Source organism: Euzebya tangerina (genome assembly GCF_003074135.1).
GTDB lineage: Bacteria > Actinomycetota > Nitriliruptoria > Euzebyales > Euzebyaceae > Euzebya > Euzebya tangerina.
In genome coordinates this window covers 1,630,641-1,649,813 of sequence record NZ_PPDK01000001.1, presented here as the reverse complement: position 1 = coordinate 1,649,813, position 19,173 = coordinate 1,630,641, and the positions used below count along the sequence as shown (strand labels likewise).

At 68.8% G+C, this 19,173-nt stretch carries 12 protein-coding genes; 3 read left to right on the top strand and 9 right to left on the bottom strand.

Annotated elements, in window-relative coordinates:
* Window positions 1-46 precede the first annotated feature (46 nt).
* The 3 genes from C1746_RS07565 to C1746_RS07555 are packed head-to-tail and all read right to left on the bottom strand — an operon-like array spanning window position 47 to window position 2,945.
* Window positions 47-1,279 carry a cytochrome P450 gene (locus tag C1746_RS07565; RefSeq protein WP_116714023.1) on the bottom strand — a complete coding sequence of 411 codons (1,233 nt, stop codon included), beginning with the start codon at window positions 1,277-1,279 and terminating at the stop codon, window positions 47-49.
* A 44-nt stretch (window positions 1,280-1,323) separates the two neighbouring features.
* Complete coding sequence (locus tag C1746_RS07560; protein WP_162867502.1) at window positions 1,324-2,136, bottom strand: SDR family NAD(P)-dependent oxidoreductase; 813 nt, start codon at window positions 2,134-2,136, stop codon at window positions 1,324-1,326.
* Complete coding sequence (locus tag C1746_RS07555; RefSeq protein WP_116714021.1) at window positions 2,133-2,945, bottom strand: ester cyclase; 813 nt, start codon at window positions 2,943-2,945, stop codon at window positions 2,133-2,135. Before C1746_RS07555 ends, C1746_RS07560 begins: the two co-directional genes overlap by 4 nt.
* A gap of 104 nt (window positions 2,946-3,049) precedes the next feature.
* On the opposite strand from C1746_RS07555, the gene C1746_RS07550 reads away from it, so the two are divergent.
* Window positions 3,050-3,553, top strand: coding sequence for a VOC family protein (locus C1746_RS07550; RefSeq protein WP_162867501.1), 504 nt, complete (start codon window positions 3,050-3,052; stop codon window positions 3,551-3,553).
* Window positions 3,554-3,790: 237 nt separating this feature from the next.
* Here the strand turns inward: C1746_RS07550 and C1746_RS07545 are convergent, their stop codons facing one another.
* Entirely contained in the window at window positions 3,791-4,243 is a 453-nt protein-coding gene (locus tag C1746_RS07545; protein ID WP_205711762.1) for a MaoC family dehydratase, read from the bottom strand.
* Window positions 4,240-4,713, bottom strand: a complete 474-nt coding sequence (locus C1746_RS07540; RefSeq protein WP_162867500.1) for a hypothetical protein — start codon at window positions 4,711-4,713, stop codon at window positions 4,240-4,242. The genes C1746_RS07545 and C1746_RS07540 overlap by 4 nt, the downstream gene beginning before the upstream one ends.
* A 13-nt stretch (window positions 4,714-4,726) precedes the next feature.
* Here C1746_RS07540 and C1746_RS07535 point away from each other — a divergent pair, with 13 nt between their 5' ends.
* Entirely contained in the window at window positions 4,727-5,587 is an 861-nt protein-coding gene (locus C1746_RS07535) for a CoA transferase subunit A (protein WP_162867499.1), read from the top strand.
* Window positions 5,584-6,375: a hypothetical protein gene (locus tag C1746_RS07530; RefSeq protein ID WP_116714017.1), complete on the top strand. Its 792-nt coding sequence runs from the start codon at window positions 5,584-5,586 to the stop codon at window positions 6,373-6,375. Before C1746_RS07535 ends, C1746_RS07530 begins: the two co-directional genes overlap by 4 nt.
* A 787-nt stretch (window positions 6,376-7,162) precedes the next feature.
* Here the strand turns inward: C1746_RS07530 and C1746_RS07525 are convergent.
* The 4 genes from C1746_RS07525 to C1746_RS07510 form a co-directional block, all read right to left on the bottom strand.
* Entirely contained in the window at window positions 7,163-14,233 is a 7,071-nt protein-coding gene (locus C1746_RS07525; protein ID WP_116714016.1) for a cell wall-binding repeat-containing protein, read from the bottom strand.
* 211 nt (window positions 14,234-14,444) lie between these two features.
* Window positions 14,445-16,052: a nuclear transport factor 2 family protein gene (locus C1746_RS07520; protein ID WP_116714015.1), complete on the bottom strand. Its 1,608-nt coding sequence runs from the start codon at window positions 16,050-16,052 to the stop codon at window positions 14,445-14,447.
* Window positions 16,049-17,086 (bottom strand): LLM class flavin-dependent oxidoreductase, encoded by a 1,038-nt coding sequence (locus C1746_RS07515; protein ID WP_116714014.1) that lies wholly within the window; start codon window positions 17,084-17,086, stop codon window positions 16,049-16,051. The genes C1746_RS07520 and C1746_RS07515 overlap by 4 nt, the downstream gene beginning before the upstream one ends.
* Before the next feature lie 3 nt (window positions 17,087-17,089).
* A complete protein-coding gene (locus C1746_RS07510; RefSeq protein WP_116714013.1) occupies window positions 17,090-19,144 on the bottom strand; it encodes a molybdopterin-containing oxidoreductase family protein in 2,055 nt (684 codons plus the stop codon).
* Between the last annotated feature and the right edge of the window lie 29 nt (window positions 19,145-19,173).

Sequence of the window (19,173 nt, the reverse complement as noted above, 5' to 3'; positions counted from 1 at the left end):
CAAACGGTCGGTTGTTTGACTACGCCTCGACGTGACGGCTCGCAACTCAGACCGCATCGTGCAACACCGGGAGCCGGGTCAGCGAACGCGACGCGATGCTCGGCGCCCACTGCAACTCCGTACCCTCCTCCAGCCGCAGCCCGTCCAGCCGCTCGAGGATGCCCTGCACGTTGACGCGCATCTCCAAGCGGGCCAGCTGGGCGCCGATGCAGGCGTGGATCCCCCGACCGAAGGCGACGTGCTTGTTCGGGTACCTCGTGATGTCCAGCCGATCAGGCTCGTCGAACTTCTCGGGGTCGCGGTTGGCCGCGGCCAGGGCGATGAAGACGCGATCGCCCTGCGCCAACTCGTGGCCGGCTACCTCGTGGGTCTCGGTGACATGGCGCTGCAGGACCTTGATGGGCCCGTCGAAGCGCAGCAACTCCTCCACCGCAACCGCGATCTGGTCGGGGTCGTCCCGCAGGAGGGCCAACTGCTCGGGGTCCCGGAGCAGCGCCAGGATCCCATTGGCGGTGGAGTTCGTGGTGGTCTCATGCCCCGCGAACAGCAGCATGGCACACATCGACAGGACCTCGTGGTCGGTCAGGCTGTCACCATCCTCGACGGGGGCGATGAGCGCCGAGATCATGTCTTCGCCCGGTGTCTCGCGAACTCGCTCGAGGAGCGTCCGGAGGTAGGCGAACATCTCCCGCACGCCCTTCAGCGCTCGTTCGTGTCGATCCTCCCGCGCGCTTCCGCCGGCGCCGAAGGCGACCAAGGCGAGCTCGTCGGACCACTCCCCGAAGGTGTCCCGATCCTCCACGGGAGCACCCAGCAGCATCGCGATGATCGAGGCCGGAAGCGGGTAGGCGACATGCTGGACCAGGTCGGTCTTGCCGGAGGCGACGAAGGCGTCGAGGTACCCGGCGACCATCTCGGCCACCTGCTCTTCCATGGCGGAGATCCGCTGGCTCTTGAACGCTCCGGCGGCCAACTTGCGCAGGCGGGTGTGCTCGGGTGGGTCCTGGACCACCATCCAGGAGTTGAGCACCTCGAGCATCTCCGTGGCGTGGGCGTCGGCCCCCTCTGCCCGCATTCGCTCGAGGACCGGACCGACCCTGGCCGACGACAACCGCGAATCCATCATGGCCGAGACCACATCGTCGTACCGCGTGATGATCCACGCCTTGTGCCGGTCTGAGTAGTGGACCGGGTCGGACTCCCGCAGTTCCGCGAGGGCCGTGTACGGGTCGGCGGTCGCCTCAGGCGACAGCAGATCGACAGCGTGGGTGGCGGACATGCGTTCAAACTACCGTTTGGTCGACAGGCTCGGTAGGGGTGCGATCACATTTCAGGCAGGCCGCCTCCGTCGACCTTCAGTACCTGCGCCGATACGTAGGCGGCGTTCTGCGAGGCCAAGAACGCGACGACGCGCGCCACGTCGGCCGGCTCGCCGACTCGGCGAAGGGGGATGCCCTGCACCTGCTCGCCGACCCATGGCTGGGGGCTGCCGTCGGGTTCGTGGGTCATGGGGGTGCGGATCAGGCCGGGGGCGACGGCGTTGACCCGGATGCCGTGGGGCCCGAGCTCGCGGGCCGTCGACCGGGTCAGGCCGATGATGCCGGCCTTCGAGGCGGCGTAGGCGTGAGCGCCGGAGTAGGCCCCCATGCCGTTGACCGAGGCGATGTTGACGATGGCGTGGCGGTCGCGGGTGTCCGGGGCCTGGTCGATCTGGTGTCGCATGACGTCGACGGCGGCACGGGTGAGCCGGAAGGCAGCGCGCAGGTTCACGGCCAGGGTGGTGTCGAAGTTGTCGTCGTTGGTCCGGCGGAGTGAGGCCATGCGGATCACACCGGCGTTGTTGACCAGGATGTGGAGCGCGCCGAAGGCCTCCTGGGCAGCGGTGACCACAGCGGCCGGAGCGCCGTCGTCGGTCAGATCGGTGGCGAGGGCGTGGGTGCCCTCGGCGGCTGTGCTCGTGTCGATGCCGCTGCCGGGGCGGTCGACCATGAGCACACGTGCCCCTTGGGCGAGGAGCTCGCCGGTGATGGCGGCACCCAGGCCCCCGGCGGCACCCGTGACGACAGCGGTGGTTCCCTCCAGCGGCGCGGGTGGGGCTTGGAGGGGCCCGGTCGGCTCCTGGGCAGCGGTGGTCACCGGAGCCTCCGCTGCAAGCCCCAGCGGTCACGGATGATCCGCATCTCGCTCAGGTGGGCTCCCTCGACCTGACCGATCGCGGTGAGGGGGAGGACGAGCTCGCGGCCGACGCTCTGGGCGGCGACGCCCGGTAGCCCGCCGCCGTAGGTGCCGCGGAGTTCGGCCTTGACGGCGACGGCCGCACCGGCGCTGAAGAGGTCGGTGATCTCGAGGTCGGCGTCCAGGATGGTGAGATCGTCCGGACCATCGAGGTCGCTGGCGTCGACGACCAGCTGGCAGTCGGCTGTCTGCAGGTTCGTTCGATCACCGCCCGTGACCCAGGCGCGGAACCAGGCCCGCACCAGCTGCTCCGCCTCGGGGTTGGCGGGCTCGTCAGTGGTGACGGCCCAGGGGTCGGGTGCGGCGGGGTCGAGCCTTGCCGTGGTGCCGGCCGTGAGCTGGCGGTCGCGGCTGAGGAAGTCCTGCTCGACCTCGCAGGTGCGCAGGCGGCTGCCGTCCCAGCGGTACAGCGAGATGCCCCGCCAGACCGCGACGCGGCCGTCGTCCCGCGACGATGCGCCATGCTCGCTGAACCGCATGGCCAGCCGGTCCGCCGAGATCATCATGTCGTGCACGGTCAGGTCGAGGGTTGGGAACCGGCTGAACGCGCCCTCGACTGCCCCGACGTACTGGTCCATGCCGAGCGTCCGGCCAGAGACGGTGACCCTGTAGTCCTCCCGCATGATATCGGGGCAGACCGAGAGGTCGTGGACTGCGGTGTAGTCGATGCAGTAGCGGCGCATGAGGGCGGCATAGGGGTGGATGTCCATCGGCGGCTGGCCTCGGTGTCGGTGGTGCTCTACGGTCTGTTTACCAAACGGACGGTAGGTTGACCATCCTCGGGTGGTTGCCGCTGTGGGACAGGAGCCTGCGGATGATTCGCCAGATCGACCACGTCGCCATTGCCGTGCCCGACCTGCGAGCGGCCTGGGCGCTGTTCGGCGAGGTGATGGGCGGGGAGTTCATCACCGGTGGGGACAGCCCTGAGGTCGGGATCCGGGTGCTGCAGATCAAGTTCCCTCCGGGGGTGAAGATCGAGCTGATCTCGCCGCTCGATGAGGAGTCGTATCTGCACGGCTACTTCGAGAAGCGCGGACCCGGGTTCCACCACCTCACGATGCTGGTGGACGACGTGGAGGCGGCGGACGGCGAGCTGCGGGAGCAGGGGTACGAGACCACCGGCCTCGACCTGGACGATCCGACCTGGCGGGAGACCTACATGCGGCCGAAGTCGGCCTTCGGGTCCCTGGTCCAATTGACGGACAGCCCGGCCGACTGGCACACACCGCAGACCCACATCACCGTCGAGCAGGTCCTGGCCGGCGAGGTGGTCTGGGTGGACGGGGCGACCGCGGCGCTGCGGAGCGAACTGGAGTAGGCCTTCGCTGTAGGGCGCTGGTGTGTCATGTTTGAGCGGGGTTGTGCTCAGACACGAGACGGGGCGGACCGTCGGGGCGGTCGACCCCTGGGTCGTTCGGATCCCTTAGGCGTGTCACCTCTGCACAACCCTGCGCTCAGACCTGACACAGGCACGCGGCTCGGGCGGGTGCACTTGGGGTGTGTGTCATGTTTGGGCAACCACACGCTCGGAGGTGACACACCCCTTGTCGGGCCCTCAACCTGAAGCGGCCGGGACAACAACCCGGGCCGTACCGGTGACGACGAGGTCGCCGTCCCGGTCCAGCCACACGTCACAACTGATCATCGTGACCTGACGACCGGCCTCGTCCAATCCAGGCTCGACGGCCGTGACCGTCCCGCTCGCCTCGACGCGGTCCCCAGCGAAGACGTTGCCGTTGAACCGGCACCGGAGGTTGCGCACGGCGGCCGCCGACCCCGCCCACGCGATGAGGGCGTTGACGATGTAGGCCATGTTGCTCGGCCCCTGGTTGACGACCCGATCCCCCAGGCCCAGCGCGCGCGTGACCTCGACGTCGAAGTGGATCGGGTTTGGGTCACGGATGATCGCGGCCATGGTCTTCATCTTCTCGGCGCTGACGGAGGCGACCACGAACGGCGGAATCTCGTCCCCCACTGCGACTCCCTCGATGCTGGTCCGACTCCTCACCGACGGCTCTCCCGCGGATAGATGAACCCCAGCGTCAGGGTCGCGCACAGGACCGCCGCGTCCCGCATCTCGAGCCGGTAGGTCACGATGTCGAACACCCCGGTCCGACCCGACTTTCGGGTCACGTCCTCCACCGTGCCGACGACGTCGAAGCGCTGACCCACTTCGAGCGGTCGGACGATGTCCAGTTCCGCCGTCCCGAGCATGACCCCATCGTCGGACGTGGCGTAAGCCATCGCGAAGAGTTCGTCCAAGGTCACGCCGATGCCGCCCTGCGCCGCGAAGTAGGTGAACATCGGGTGGGCCAGCCCGACGCCTAGGCCGGGGCTCTCGACGGCATCCGCGACCAGCCAGGCGAGGTACGGCTCGATCCGGTAGCCGCCGTCGGGCAGCACGCGGCCGACGATCTCGTCCGCCAGTGCCTCCTCACTGATCACCGCATTGAATCTACCGGACGTTTGGTCGATCATGCGAGCTGTGGAGATGTCCGCTGCGTCCAAGGCGATGGGTCTCGCGGAGGCGCTTGCTCTGATTCCGGACGGCTGCCGTCTTGGGATCGGTGGCGTGCTGCTCCAGCGCAAGCCGGTGGCGTTCCTGCGCGCCCTGGTTGGGGCGGGTCGTACCGGCCTGCATGCTCACTCCTTCCTCGCCTCGCTCGACCTGGAGATGCTGGCGGCAAGCGGCCGCCTGGCCTCCGCCCACTCGGGCTACTGCGGGTTCGAGCAGATGGGTTTCGCGCCCGCCTACCTCGCGGGAGCGGACAACGGGGACTTCGAGGTTCACGAGTACACCGAGTTCCTCTTCGTCGCGGGCCTTCGGGCTGCTCTGGCTGGACTGCCGTTCATGCCCGCCAAGGGAGGGATCGGGTCTGGAGCGCTGGAGGAGTTGGGGTACGCCATGATCGAGTGTCCGTACTCGGGCACGCCGCTCGTCGCGGTCCCCGCCATGGAGTTCGACGTCACGGTGATCCACGCCGAGGCAGCAGACGAGCAGGGCAACGTGATGGGCCCGGCGGAGCGGGACTTCCTCTTCGACCTGGACGCGAACATGGCGCGGGCAGCAAAGCGCTGCGTGGTGACCGTCGAGCGCGTGGTCCCGACCTCGGAGATCATCGGGCAGCGCGACCGCACCTTGCTGTTCGGCTATGAGGTGGATGCCATTGTGGCGCTGCCGGAGGGTGCCGCGCCGACGTCCCTGCCGGGGGTGTACGAGGCCGATGTCTCGGCGATCGCGGAGTACCTCGAGCGCGTTGGCCGAACGCCGGACTACGCGGAGACGGCGATGGCGGACCTGCTGTCCCGCTCTCCTGCTCCGTTGAACACGACGCGCGCCGACCCGTCGTGAGCGGCCCGTCGGTTGCTGATCAGATGGTCTGGTCCCTGGCGCAGGAGGCCCGGACCGGCGACGTGGCCGTCGTCGGTGTGGCGACCCCCATCGCAGCGGCGGCAGCCGTGCTGGCCCGGGAGCTGCTGGTGCCGGACATGACGGTGATCGTCGCGGCCAGCGTCAACCCGGAGCCGCATGACATCGCGGAGATGATGCGGGATGCCGGCGCTGTCGCGCGTCGGTCCGTCGGGACGATGGGTCAGTCCCAGATCCTGGACTCGATCCAGCGAGGCCGGGTGTCGCTGCAGTTCGTGAGCCCGGCCCAGGTGGATGGCCGGGGACGACTGAACACCAGTCGGGTGCCGGGACGGGATGGCGGGGTGCGCCGGCTGCCGGGCGGGCTGGCCACCGGTGACATCGCGGTGCTGATGGGCCGATTGGTGGCCTACCGGGCGGCGCACCGGCCACGGTTCCTGGCCGACGAGGTGACGTTCACCACCGGCGCCGGCCACGAGCGTGGTCCGGGGTGGCGGCAGGAGCACGCGCTTCCCGGCGCGGGTGTGCAAGCGGTGGTGACGGACAAGGCGGTGTTGCGCTGGGATGAGGAGATGGCCGGGTTCCGCCTGGAGTCGGTCCATCATGGGTGTGCGGTCGAGGAGGCGGTGGCCGGCTGCGGTTTCCCTCTGCTGGTGGATGACACCACTCCGGTGACCGGACCGCCGACGGATGCCGCCATAGATCTGTTGGACCACGTGATCGATCCGACGGCAGTCCGCCGACTGGAGTTGCCCGATCATGCTCAGTGAACGTCGGGCGGTCCCCCTAGGCGGCCCGATCCTCCATGCTGCTCCCGATTCGCACATCAGCAATCCACGTCGCACCCTCAAAGAGGCTCACGTCATCCCCCTCGCACAAGTCTGGCCACAGGTCGGGCCGGTGGAAGAAGAGCTTGACCGGACAAGACTCCCCCGGACTCAACCGGTCTCGCCCGATCAGCACGATGGTGACGTCCAGCTGTGTTGAGGCTTGGGCTCTTGCGATTCGCGGCACGGCAGACGGCCGGTAGCCGCTCCACACAGGTCTCCTCTGGCTACCTTCCGGGAGGGACAACCGGCCGACGGCATTCGGCCGATCCAGCGACACGGTCATATGGGGATACTACCGTGAATGTGAACGAGGGAGGCGCGATTGAGCGCAGGTAGAGATTCGACAGGTATCCGAACTCCCTGCCTCCCGTCGAAACGTTGACGCCGGCCCACGGACTGCAGGAACGCTGTGCACTCTAACCAACTCTCGAAATGACGGTCCCTGTTCCTGTTAGGACGTCCCCCTCGTAGAGCTCCAATTCGTCGTCTTCAACCAACTCTGGCCAGAGTTCTGCCGCAAGCGGCGCTATGACTACCGTGCACGTCTCACCCGGAGAGATGGGCTGTTCCCCTTGGAGCAGCACAACTCCGCTCACATACTCTTCACTAGGCCAACCGCTGACCAGTGGCTTTACCCCAGGCGAATACTTGTCGTAGACGGGGTTCCTCCGCCCTCCTTTCCGAACCGAAAGTCGGACACGATAGCCCTCGAACTCGCTTTGTGATTTCATATTGGAATCTGGCTATGAATGTGAATGCGGGATGCCCTGTTTAACGCTTGCTGGGAAGTGGCGGGGACGGTGATAACTGGTCGGCTGTCCAGAATTCTTCTTCCGAATTGGCTCATCAGGTCTTCCGGAACGTCTACCTGTAGGACCCAGTATGGTTCACCCTCCCAGCGGGCGAAGTGCTGCCCCCACCATACGGCGTCGTCAGCGTTCTCAGCAAAGAGCTTTAGGTCGTCGTAGGAGTTGCCTACTGGATTGGGACGGAAGCCTCCAAACGACTGAATGTCTGCCAGTTCACTATCCGAGACCGTTCGGTACATGCTGCTCTGGGGGGTCGTTGGTGCACCGGTCGGTAGGTCCTCGATACTTGCCGGCCGGGTGATACTCCGACCACGAGTGAACCCAGCTGCCGCTCCGACGGAGACCACCCCGATCCCGGCGTCCATCAACAGATCGCCGGGCGCCAGCAGCCCCTCGGTGATCGGGCGCCCGCTCAGCGCGTTCTCCGCCGCCCTCGACGCCTGACCCGATACCGCGCCAGACACCCCGCCGCCGGCCAGCAGACCAAGAGTGCCCCCGCCGAACGCGGTTGCCCCGACACCTCCCGTCGCACCGGCCACCATCCCGACTGCGGTCGCACGGCCGACGGCGCCGAGGTCGATGTCGGTGAAGGCCTCCGTGGAGAAGCCGTTCTCCGCGACGTTGGTCGCGACCTGGCTGCCGTAGTTGGCCACGGCACCGACGACCCCACCCACAAGCGCACCGAGTGCCCCGAAGTGACCGGATGGGTCAACCCCACCCTGGGGGTTGTTCGACATGTAGGCGTACCGATTGATCCCGCCTGGCGAGCCCGGGTCGCCGACGATGGTGTCCGGCTGCACGAACCGGCCGAGCGCCGGGTCGTAGTTGCGGATCGACAACCAGACCAGCCCGGTGTCCGGATCTGTCGGCGCCGAGGTGAAGCCACGCGAAACCACGTCCTCCTCGGCGGACGACTCCCGCCGTGCGCCCCACGGGTCGTACCGGACGAACTGCGGCGCCCGACCCTCGGGCACCGCCACCACGGTCGACCCGAGATGATCCGGCAACATCGTCGTCGTCTCACCGGTCGCCGAGTTGGACTCCGCCAACAGCTGATCGCCAGACAGGTAGCGAGAGACCATCTCCAACTCGCCGTCGCCCCCGGACCTGAGCTCCACGTACTGGTCCAGCCACGCCGTCGTACCGTCCACACCGGTGGCCGCCATCCGATGGCCGTCGGCGTCGTACAGGTAGGACGTGACACCGCCCGGTCCGTCGGCCTCTGCCAATCGGTTGTCGGCATCGAAGGTGAACCTGATCTCGCCATCCCCGTCGACCCGTCGGGTCATGTTCCCGGCGGCGTCGTAGGACAATTCGATGCCATCCGAGGTGGACGTCACCGCATGGGGCCGCACGGGATCCTCGTAGGACAACAGGCGATCGCCTCGGTCGGTGAGATTCCCGTTCGGCTCGGTGGCGTAGATGTGGTCATACGGGTCTGCCCCCACGGCCGGGTCGTGCCCGGCGGTGCAGTCCGGTCCGGTCGTGAACGCTCCGACGAGCTCGTCCCGAGCGGAGTAGGCGAAGCACTGCGACTGTCCGCCGTTGACCGCATCCGTGATCCGGGTCACCCGCTCAGAGCTGTCCAGCGCGTACGCCAGGTCTTGCAACGGCTCGTCGTCTCGAACCGCAGACATGCCGGTGAGGTGCAAGGTCCCCGGATCGTGCTCGGCACGTCGGGCGATGCCGCCGAACAGCTCCTGTGACGCAACCCGACCCTGGGCGTCATAGGACGCGGCGGCCAGATAGAGCCGGTCGCCCATGACCGTCTCGACCCGGCCGGCTCGGTCGTAGCCGTACTCGACCGTCTCGGCCGCACCATCGACTTCCGGATACGTGACACTCGTGACCTGGTCGGTCGCGTCGAATGTCCACGACATCTCGTGGGTGCCAACCGTCGGGATCGTCCAGCGCTGGTCGACGATCCGGTTCCGTGGGTCGTAGCCGTAGCTGACCTCGATCTGACCCTGGGGGGTCAGAGCCGTGGTGCCCTGCAGGCGACCGCGATCGCCGACCGTCTCGACGTACTGCCAGCTGGCAACGAGCTCGCTATCGGCTCTGCGCTCCACCAGCCGGTTGAGGGCGTCGTACTCGAAGGTGACCACGTGGTCGTTCGGGTCGACCTCACGGATGACCTGACCAACCGAGTCGTAGGAGTAGGACCACGAGCCGGAGGACGGATCGTCCAGACCCGTCTTCCAGCCCAGCAGATTCGTCGTGACCGTCGTGACCGCCCCGCCGGCGTCGGTCATCTGCCGAAGTGTCCCGGACGCATCGTAGGCATAGGCAGCCGTGGCGTCCCCGGCCTGGCCGCCCTGCTCGGTCACGCTGACGATCTCACCGTGCCCGTTGGCGGTCTCGAGCCGGACCTGCCCCTCCGGCCCACGTGTGGTGACCGTCCAGCCCGAGCGGTCGATCGTGCGCTGCCACAGTTGCTCGCCAGCGGCCATCCGACGGACGACACCCGGCTCACCGAAGTGGTCGTACGTCGTCTCGGTGTAGGCCGGGACCTCTGACCACGCCGGCGGCTCATATGTGGTGACCGAGCCGGGGATGTCGTAGGCAGCGGACTCGCGGAAGACCGCGCCGGCACCGTCGTAGCTGGTTGCTGCGACGGTGGCCTGCCCCTCCGTCGAGGATGGCGAGCGGGTCTGGATGACCCGGCCGAACCCGTCGTGGTAGGCCGTGTCAACCAGGTAGCTGCCATCGGCCGTCAGCCGCTGGGTGGTCACCGACGCCGGACGGGCCGTGGGGTCGTAGCCGAACCGGTACGTCGGTGCGGCGGCCTGTTCGGTCGGCAGCCGGACGGCCACTGCGCGTCCCAGGTCGTCCAGGGTCGTCGATGTGGCGTTGCCGTTGGCGTCGGTCGCCCTGGTCACGAGCCCGAACCGGTGGTCGTAGGTGTACCGGGTGAGGTGGCCGAACTCGTTGGTGACCGACTGCGGTGTTCCGAAGATCGGATCGTGTCGGGTCGTCACGCTGTGGCCGTTGGCATCGGTCACCGTCTCGGGACGACCCCGGTCGTCGTAGGCGGTTGACGTCTCGTAGAAGCCCTCGAGGGTGTGGTACTCCCGCATGGCCGTGGCGTTGCCCACGCTGACGGCTTGGGTGGGAGCCGGAGCCGCACCGGTGAACTCGGGCGGCTCGGAGCCGTCGTGGCCCATCGTCGTCCGACGAGCCACGTCTCCTTCGCCGTCGGTGATCTGCACCGCGACCGGACGGTCGGTGATCCGGTCCGACGCGGGTGCGAACCACGTCCTGGTCAGGCGGACGTCATCACCGTCATCGACCGCGCTCGACGTCAGGTTGCCCCACTCGTCGTACGTCGAGCTCGTCGTGACCGAGCGCGACACCTCCTCGCCCCCCGGCGACTGGATCGTCGTGGTCGTCACCGACGAGGGGGCGACGAACCGGCTGCGCTGGGGGATGGCCTTCGACACCGGACTCGAGGCGTCGGTCTCCTGAACGACGTAGGACGTCACCTCCCGCTGGCGCCACGGACCGGCGGCTCCCGGCTCGCGAATGGCCACCTCAGCCGTCCGCCCTCGCAACCAACGCGGATCCTCCACGGTTGAGCCATCGGTCAAGGTCACCGCTGGTGCGTCTCGCCACGGCAGGAGGTACTCGGTGGCGGTCTCCGACTGACGATCACCCACGACCACATCGCCCTGGAGGCCCCGGTGGAACACATGACGGGTCACGGAGTGAGCGGTGGTGACCTCGGTCCACGCATGACCGCGCCAGTCGTTCCACTGGCGGCACGGACAGCCGAAGTCGAGCTGCGCGGCCTGGGAGTAGCCGTTGTAGTCCTGCTGTGCGGGATCCAGGCTGTAGGCGTGCATCGGTTCGCCGTAGGTGAACGTGGTCACCTCCGGTGTCTCGTCTTCCTCGCGGTCCAGTTGGCGTTGTTCGGTCACGACGTACCGGTTGTGCAGCGCAAACGAGCCGGGTCCCTCGCCCTCCTCCTGCGACACGAATGCGGAGAAGCAGTGGCGGGGCAGGTGGACGGCGTTCTGGCCCGCGGTGTCCTGGCATGGCCGTGGCAGGCCGTAGGTGAACTCGACCTGCCCGCCGAGCTCCGTGGTGATCCGGGTCAGGCGCGGGAGCGGCAGGACGGATGCGCCCCCGTCGGAGATCCGATTCCGCAGCAGCGTGTAGTCGTAGGTCACCGGCGCCAGGGCCGCCCCGGCCGTTGCCGGGGTGCATGCAAGCCCGTCAACCGCCTGGGCGAGCGCGGCAGCAGTCTGCTCCGACACCACTGCGGTCCCGCCAACCACTGCGGCCCCGCCCACCGAGGAGGTGTTGGAGGACACCCACTCGAAGGTGGGACCACACCCCTGCGTCGGGGTGAGCAACACGATGCCGTCGCGTTGCCCGGCCAGACCGCCAGCGGACAGCGCATCAGGGAAGTCGGCTTCGGTGGCGGCAAGGATCCGCTTCTGGCCGCCGTCAGTCGCCAAGGCCTCTTCGGCGATGGCCGTGGCCGTCTGCTGACGTCCGTTGCCCGCGATTCGACGGGCCGGTGCGTCCGCCGCTTCGCTGATCGCCTGGGCGGTCGCATCGCTGATGACCGCGGTACCCCCGAGGACGAGCACCTCGTCCACGTCGCCGAACTGGCTGAGGGCGTCGGCGGTGGCCTCGGGTAGGTCGTCGGTTCCGGTCAGCAGGACGGGGATCTGATCGTCCGTGGCAGCCAGCGATCCGGCGGCGAGCGCGTCGGGGAAGTTATCGCCGAACGCGACGGCCACGCGACCACCCGGCGCCCCCGCCTCCAGAGCGATGGCGGCCGCGGTGGCGAAGCGGTCAGGCCCGGCGACTCGGCGGTTGGAGACGCCGAGCTGATCCAGCGCTCCGGCGATGCGGTTGGAGACGGCTCCGACCCCGCCGAGGATGAGCACCTCCTCGACCCCGAGCCGGTCGATCTCGTCAGCCACGATGTCCGGCAGGTTCGGTCCCTGGACCAGCAAGATCGGCGCGTCCTGAGCTGCTGCCAACGCCCCGGCCGCCACGGCGTCGGGGAAGTTGTCCCCGGTGGCGATCAGGGCCACATCGGCCGAGCCATCGTCCCAGCCGGCCTGTGACACCGCGACGGCGGTCGCCACCCGGTTGTCGCCGGCGATCCGCTCGAGATCCGACGTCGGCTCCGTAGGCTGGCCGACCCGCTGGATCGTGCGGAGCACGAGCTTCTGCTCGCCATCCCGAACCGGCAGCGAGTTCGGGTTCGCGACCCCGTCGACGGTGTTCTGCGCGCTGAACGCGTAGGTCAGCTGGTACTCGGTCGCTGGCACCCACTCGACCGCCGCCGACTCGCGGATGGAGGAGGTGACGCCGCGCAGCCGGTAGGTGGTGAAGAAGGTCTGGGCCTTGTCATCCGGATCACAGGAGGCCGGACCGATCGAGTCGGGTGGGGCATCCTCCGGCGTGGAGGTCGCCCCGCACAGCAGGTCCAGAGGCGTGTCGGGGTAGGCGTCCTGGTTGGCGTCGTCCCGCGGCTCCTCATCGCAGATTCCAGGAGTTCCCGGATCGGGGATGCACCGACGGTCGTAGGAGAACTGCACGCGGGAGTGATGGGTGTCCCCGTCGTCGAAGTTGTACCGGACCTCCGTCAACCGCCCGGCTCGGACGTACTGGCGGCGTGTGTCGCTGCCGCCGCGGGCCTGGTAGTGGTTGAACTCCAACTCGTACTGGTAGTCGACGTGGTTGCCGTTGGTGTCCCTGACCCGGTCCACCTGCCACCGCCACGCTGAACGGCACAGGTCCAAGTCGGCGTCGTCGGGGCAGTAGTCGGCGCGGGTCTGCTCCGGCCCCAGCACCCACTGGTAGAAGATGGAGTTGGCATCCGTGTCGAACGCCCGACCCCCGAAGCTGTAGATCGTTCCATCGGGTTGGATGAGCTCCCAGTAGACGCCGCCGCTGTCAGGCGCATCCGCGGGGACCCCGTCCCTGATGCGCCGATGGACCCGCCAGTTCGGATCGTCTTCCAGACGGAACTCGCTGCCAGATCCGGCCACAGGGAACAGCCGCGATGAGGTGCCACCGAGCGTGATCGAGTACTGCTCGGTGTAGATGCACCGATCGCCCGCGTCGTCCGGCAGGAAGTCGAAGCCGCACGGTGAGGTGTGCCTCGTGATGTAGCCCGGCTCGAACTGCCAACCCGCACCGACGACGCCGGGCTGGTTGTTGCGAGCCGCCGCCATCGAGTCGACGGCCGTCGAGGAGTAGGTCAGGCCGATCTCCGGCGCGGGGCCAGCGCCGGCGGGAGGGATCTCGAATTCATAGGAGGTCTCGGCCGCACCCGAGGAGAGCCCGACCTGGTAGTGATCGACCAACGACAGTGGGGTTGCAGCGAAGGACCCGGTCTCACTCGAGGCGGTGGCACCGAAGACCAATTGACGGTCCTCCAAGAGGTCCGGCTCGAGCTCAGCCGTCGCTCTCCCGGAGTCGAGGTTCAGGTCGACACGCTCGCCCTCACGACAGGCCGGGTCCGGACAGGACCACAGGGTCAGCCGACCCGCGAGGTCGGCCGAGCGCGCGACACCGAGTCGGTCGAGGTCGAAGGTCAGCCGAGCCGTCTCGACATCAGCTCGGACCACGAAGGTGGCGTCAACAGCCGCCCATGAGGGGGCCGGCTGCAGCTCGACGGTTGCCTCTCCGCCCTCTGCCCCCGAGAGCCACACGGGCATGCCGGGAATCGCCGCGCCGGCCGCTGTGACGGGCACCGTTGCGGAGCGTGGAGAGAGGTCCACCGACGGGCGCTCCTCGCGAGGCACCGCTGGTTGCTGCACCACGTCGGCCCACCGGACGGCCGGCACCTCAGCTGGACGACCGGCCGCCCGGCCCTCGCTCCCGTCACGGACGTCCGGGGGGCTGGGCTGGTCGGGCAGCGCCGGTGGGTCCTGGGCACTCGCGGGTGTGGCTGGCAGCAGCGACAACGCCAGCGCTGCGACAAGCAGGATGGACAGGACGCCAGGACGTGGTGGAACAAACAAGAGAGCCCCCGTAGGACCAGTCGTTGAACAGGTGGGAGCACGGTACGGGACGCCCCGAGATCGTGATCTGAGTTATCCACAGGCCAGTCGACGGCCGAGGTTGTCCACAGGGCCGAGTTGCGGGAGCCCGCTCGCGGGTGTCACCGTGAGAGGGTTCTGCGCTCTCGGCCGCCGGTGGGGTGGCCACGCGCCGCCTGCGAGCGGTGGCTCTCTACTGACCGAGAACCTGTCGGCGGACGGCCAGCGTGTCGTACCAGATCTGGACCTCGGCGATCCGGCCGTCGGCGACCGTGAAGACGTCGACGGCCTGGAAGGCGACGTCGACGCCGGCGCTGGTCCGGCCGGTGTAGTCGATCATCACGGTCACCACGTCGTCGGCGACCAGGAAGCGGGTCGGCTGGTCCTGGTGCTCCGGGTAGTCCGCGAGGACTGAGGCGTAGTACGCCACCGCGCCCAGCCCGCCTCGGACGGGGTCGACCCCGGGGGCTCGGACCACGACGTCATCGGCCAGCAGCAGACGGAGGCGCTCCCAGTCCTCGGCGTTGATGGACTCGAAGTACCCCGACACGGCCAGGGGGATGTCACCGGTTCCCTGGACGGCCACAAGGTCAGGTTCCCCACCCACGAGGTCAGGTTCCCCACCCAGCGGTGACGAACCGGAGCCAGACGACCCGGACCCCGAGCCCGAACCCGACGATCCCGACCCCGACGCGGTCTGCGGGGTCGGCATCGTCGCCAGCCCCTCGGCCAGCGGCTCAGCCAGGCGGTGCAACTCCTCGAGCATCCCGTCCCACGCCGCAACCAGTCGGTCCTCGGTGGCGTAGTCGAAGGGGTCCACGTTGTTCGGGTGGTCCCGGTAGCTGTCCGGATCGGCCAGCATCTCCTCCACCACCTCGGCCAGGCCGTCCCGCACCCCCTGCACGTCGGCGTAGCCCAGATCCCGCCGGATCGCCGAGGTGTCCACGATGCAGTTCGGTGTGCCCTGATACCCGAACGCGATCATCCCCCAGCCCGGCTGCGGGACCACCCCCGGGAAGGCTCGCACCGGCACCGGTTCCCGACCCAGCCGCTCCGCCGCGACCGAGGCGGTGATCTGGGCCCACTGCTTGATGCTGACGACCTCGTCGTCCGCCACGTTGTAGGCCTTCCCGGCAGCGGCCCTCGGGTGGTCCACCGCGAGCAGCACTGAGTGTGCGGCATTGCGCGCCCCACACCGCGAGTGGGTCCCCCGGCCGTCGTCCGGCACCAGGATGAAGGGCCGTCGGTCGAGCGCCCGAGCGACGATCGTCCACTCCCACGGATGCGGATTGCGTGGCCCGTAGATCGTCGGGTAGCGAAACACCGTCGCGTCGAATGCCTCCTCCGCATCCAAGCCGAACACGGCATCCTCGACCCGCCGGATCGCCGACACCCCGTACCCACCCCGGCCGTCCTCGGTTGCGGGGACCCGCTGGTGGTCCTCGCGGACCGGCACCGTCAGACCCGGCGGATCGAGCATCCACGGGTGGACCATCCCCTCATACACCGGCGTCCCGCCCACGAAGAGGAATTGCCGGCAACGTCCAGCCAACTCGTCGGCCAGCAGTCGCACCCGCCCGTACGTGGCGATCACGACGTCGTACTCCTCGGACCCCAGGGCCTCCGCGATCCCCTCCGCCGAGAACGGATCACCGTGGATGTGCGGCACGTCCGGCTGGTCGGGCAGCTCGTGCCGCCCGGTGTGGAACATCTGCACGTCGAACCCGCGGTCCAGCAGCCCCCGGAGCATGTGCGGCCCCGTGGGACCGGTCCCGCCGACCAGCAGTGCACGGCGGCTCACGGCGACACCACGCCAGCCCCGAGCGGACCGATCACCTCTGCTCCGAAGCGCCGGATCGCCGACAGGGTGGCGTCATGCCCCGGACCGCCAGGATGCCGCAACCGCAGCGCCAGGTACTCCGCCCCGGTCTTCCCCACCCACTCGGTCACGGTAGCCCTCACCTCATCGGGAGAGCCGTAGAGGAACCGTCCCGGCCCGAGCAGATCGAGGGTGAAGTCCTCTCGGCTTTGCACCTGGGTGACCCACGGCTCGAACTCCTCCAAGTAGACCCCGACGTTGTAGTAGAGCCGGTGGACCTGCATGGCGTGCGGCGCCCACTCGGCCTCACACTCGGCTGCCGAGTCGGCGATCCACGCCTCGCGGAACAGACCCACCCGGGGCGTGGTCCCGTGAACGGCACACCGCGCTCGATACTGCTCAGCGAGCCTCGCCACGACGTCGATGTGCCGCTCGGGATCGCACAGCCACAGGTCCGCCAGCCGAGCCGACCGGTCCAGCCCGGGTGCCGAGTGTGCACCCATCCAGATGGGCGGCCGCGGCGCGGTGTACGGCGCGGGCGTGACCTGGCCCGTCACCTCGAAGTGCTCGCCGCTGTGGCTGAACGGCTGGCCGCTGAAGCACTGCTCCAGCACCGCGATCGCCTCCTCCGTCCGCGATACCCGTGCTGATCGATCGACCCCGAACAGCCGGAAGTCGGGTGGTTGATGGCCGATCCCAAGACCCAGGATCACCCGGCCGCGGCTCATGTGGTCCAGCATCACGACGTCCTCCGCGAGGCGGACGGGATGGTGGAGGGGTGTCGGGACCACCGCGGTCCCGAACCGGATGCGGCTGGTACCGGCCAACAGCCCGGCCCCCACGAGCAGGGGCGAGACCAGCGCCCCGCCGCGGGCCTGGTGGAACTCGGTCAGGAAGACCGCATCGAACCCGGCAGCCTCGGCCGCCTGGACCTCGGCCCGCAGCTGGTCGACCAGCGTCGGGATGTCATCGCCGATCGACTGGATCGGCAGCACGAGACCGAATCGGAGGGTCATCCCTCACATCCCCGTCGCGGTCACGTGGATCTGCAGGCCTGAGTACACCGGCATACCCGTGAGGGGATCGACCTCGGCGTCGTCGGTCAGGTCGTTGACGTTCACATCGGCGAACCCGTGCGGCATGGTGACGGTGCCGGGCTGCAGCGCATCCGAGACGCCGGCCACCCCGACCACGACACCGTGCTCCGACGTCACCTCGACGGCCTCTCCCGCGGCGACACCGACACCGACCAGATCATCGGGGTGCATGAGCACCTCTGGCTTCTCCGTCCGGCCGTCGGCCGTCGCCTCGCCCGCCAGCAGCGAGTTGAGGTGCCGCAGCCGCCGGGACGGCGCGAGCATCAGCCCGTCCCCCTCCTCGCGGCGGAGCAGCCGCCCGGTCAGCTCCGCGAACTGCTCGACCAGCGGCTCGGGGGCCACACGCCAGCCACCAGCTGGGAGCACCGCCCGGACCCAGCCGTACGGCACCTCCGGATCGATGACCGGACCGGCGGTCGACTGCAGCTCCTCGAAGGGGACGCGCGACCGCTTGGCCATCAGCCGCAGGACGTCATCGCTGGTCGCCGACGCCACCGGGAGGCCACCGATCACATCGAGGTCCAGCCGCTCGCCGAGCTCCGCGAGCACCTGCCAGGTGTGGCGCCGCTGCCCGACGGGCTGGACCACGGCAGGCGTGTACTGCGCGCTGATCTGCGGCATCAGCGTGTCGAACCACGGCAGGTCCGGCCGCTCCAGCTGCCCGGTCACGGGGAGGACGTGGGTCGCCAGGTCGGTCATGACGCTCGGCTGGACGTCGGCGACCGCCAGCACCTCCAGCTGGGCGAGAGCAGCGCGAAGGCGAGGCGCGTTCGGGAGGGCGGTCACGAGGTTGCCGCCGTAGACGAGCAGGGCTCGCAGGTGGCCGCTCTCGATCTCCTCGGCGATGGCGGCTGCGGGGAGCTCGCCCACACGGGCGGGCAGCTCGGGCCGACTCCTCGGCCCGGGACCGGGTGCCCCGTCGGTCGGGATGAGGGTGATGCGGTCGAAGCTGTGCAGCAGACCGGGGTTGAACCACATGCCGTCGGGATGGTCGAAGGAGTCAGTGATGACGGCGAGGGTCCACAGCAGCCACTGGGCCACGTTGGCACCCGCGGTCATCGTCAGACCGGTCCCCGAATCGACGGCAATCCGCCCGGCGGCGAGGATGGCGTCGACCAGTCGCAGCAGGTCCGCCGTGGGGACTCCGCAGATCCGGGCGGCGGTCGCCAGGTCGATGGGCTCAACCGCTTGAACCAGCTGGTCCAGCCCGGTCATCCGGTTCCGGAGCTCGGCGTGGTCCAGCGAGCCCAAGACCTCGCGGACGACCGCGGCCAGCCAGACGTGGTCGGTGCCCGGTCGTGGTGCCAGGTGATGCGTGGCCAGTGCCGTGGATGCCGTCCGGCGTGGATCGACGATCCACAACTCGCCCTGCTCTCGGAGCGTCCGCAAGCCCTTGCGGGGGTTCGGGAAGGCGTGGAGATGGCCGTGCGACACGACCGGGTTCAGTCCCACCAGGAGGGTCAGCCGGGTCGAGGGGGTGGGATGCGGCATGATCGCCGCGCTGCCGGCCATCAGCTCGCTGACCAGGGGTTTGCAGGGTGAGTCGACGGTCCCGGAGCTGTAGTAGCTGCGTGACCCCAACGCCCGCATGAATCGTCGACTGGTGGCCCGGCCGGCGCCGTCGAACGCCGAGCCGGTCCCCACGTACATGCCGACGGCGTCCGGGCCCGATGTGTCCTCCACGCCGGCCAGCCGGTCGGCGAGGTCATCCAGCAGGTCGTCCCAGTGGACGTCGACGCGCGCGGCGGGCCGACCGATGGCCGGCTGCTCGAGCCGATCGGCGCGGTGGTGCAGCTGCGGCAGCGACCGACCCTTCGGGCAGGTGTAGCCCTCGGACAGGGGATGATCCGGATCACCACCGACATCGACGACGCGGTCGCCGTCGGTCGTCACCAGGATCCCGCAGAGAGCCGGACAGAGCCGGCAGTACGAGCGCGTCGCGTCAGCGCCACCCGTGTGCGCCCTGCCCTCTCGCACTCCCAGACCTCCTTCGCGGGCGACAATCC

Excerpts from the sequence above, each read along its gene's own strand:
- C1746_RS07540 (WP_162867500.1), bottom strand. The coding sequence starts at position 4,713 with ATGATCGACCAAACGTCCGGTAGATTCAATGCGGTGATCAGTGAGGAG.
- C1746_RS07535 (WP_162867499.1), top strand. The coding sequence starts at position 4,727 with ATGTCCGCTGCGTCCAAGGCGATGGGTCTCGCGGAGGCGCTTGCTCTG.
- C1746_RS07565 (WP_116714023.1), bottom strand. The coding sequence starts at position 1,279 with ATGTCCGCCACCCACGCTGTCGATCTGCTGTCGCCTGAGGCGACCGCC.
- C1746_RS07515 (WP_116714014.1), bottom strand. The coding sequence starts at position 17,086 with ATGACCCTCCGATTCGGTCTCGTGCTGCCGATCCAGTCGATCGGCGAT.
- C1746_RS07550 (WP_162867501.1), top strand. The coding sequence starts at position 3,050 with ATGATTCGCCAGATCGACCACGTCGCCATTGCCGTGCCCGACCTGCGA.
- C1746_RS07555 (WP_116714021.1), bottom strand. The coding sequence starts at position 2,945 with ATGGACATCCACCCCTATGCCGCCCTCATGCGCCGCTACTGCATCGAC.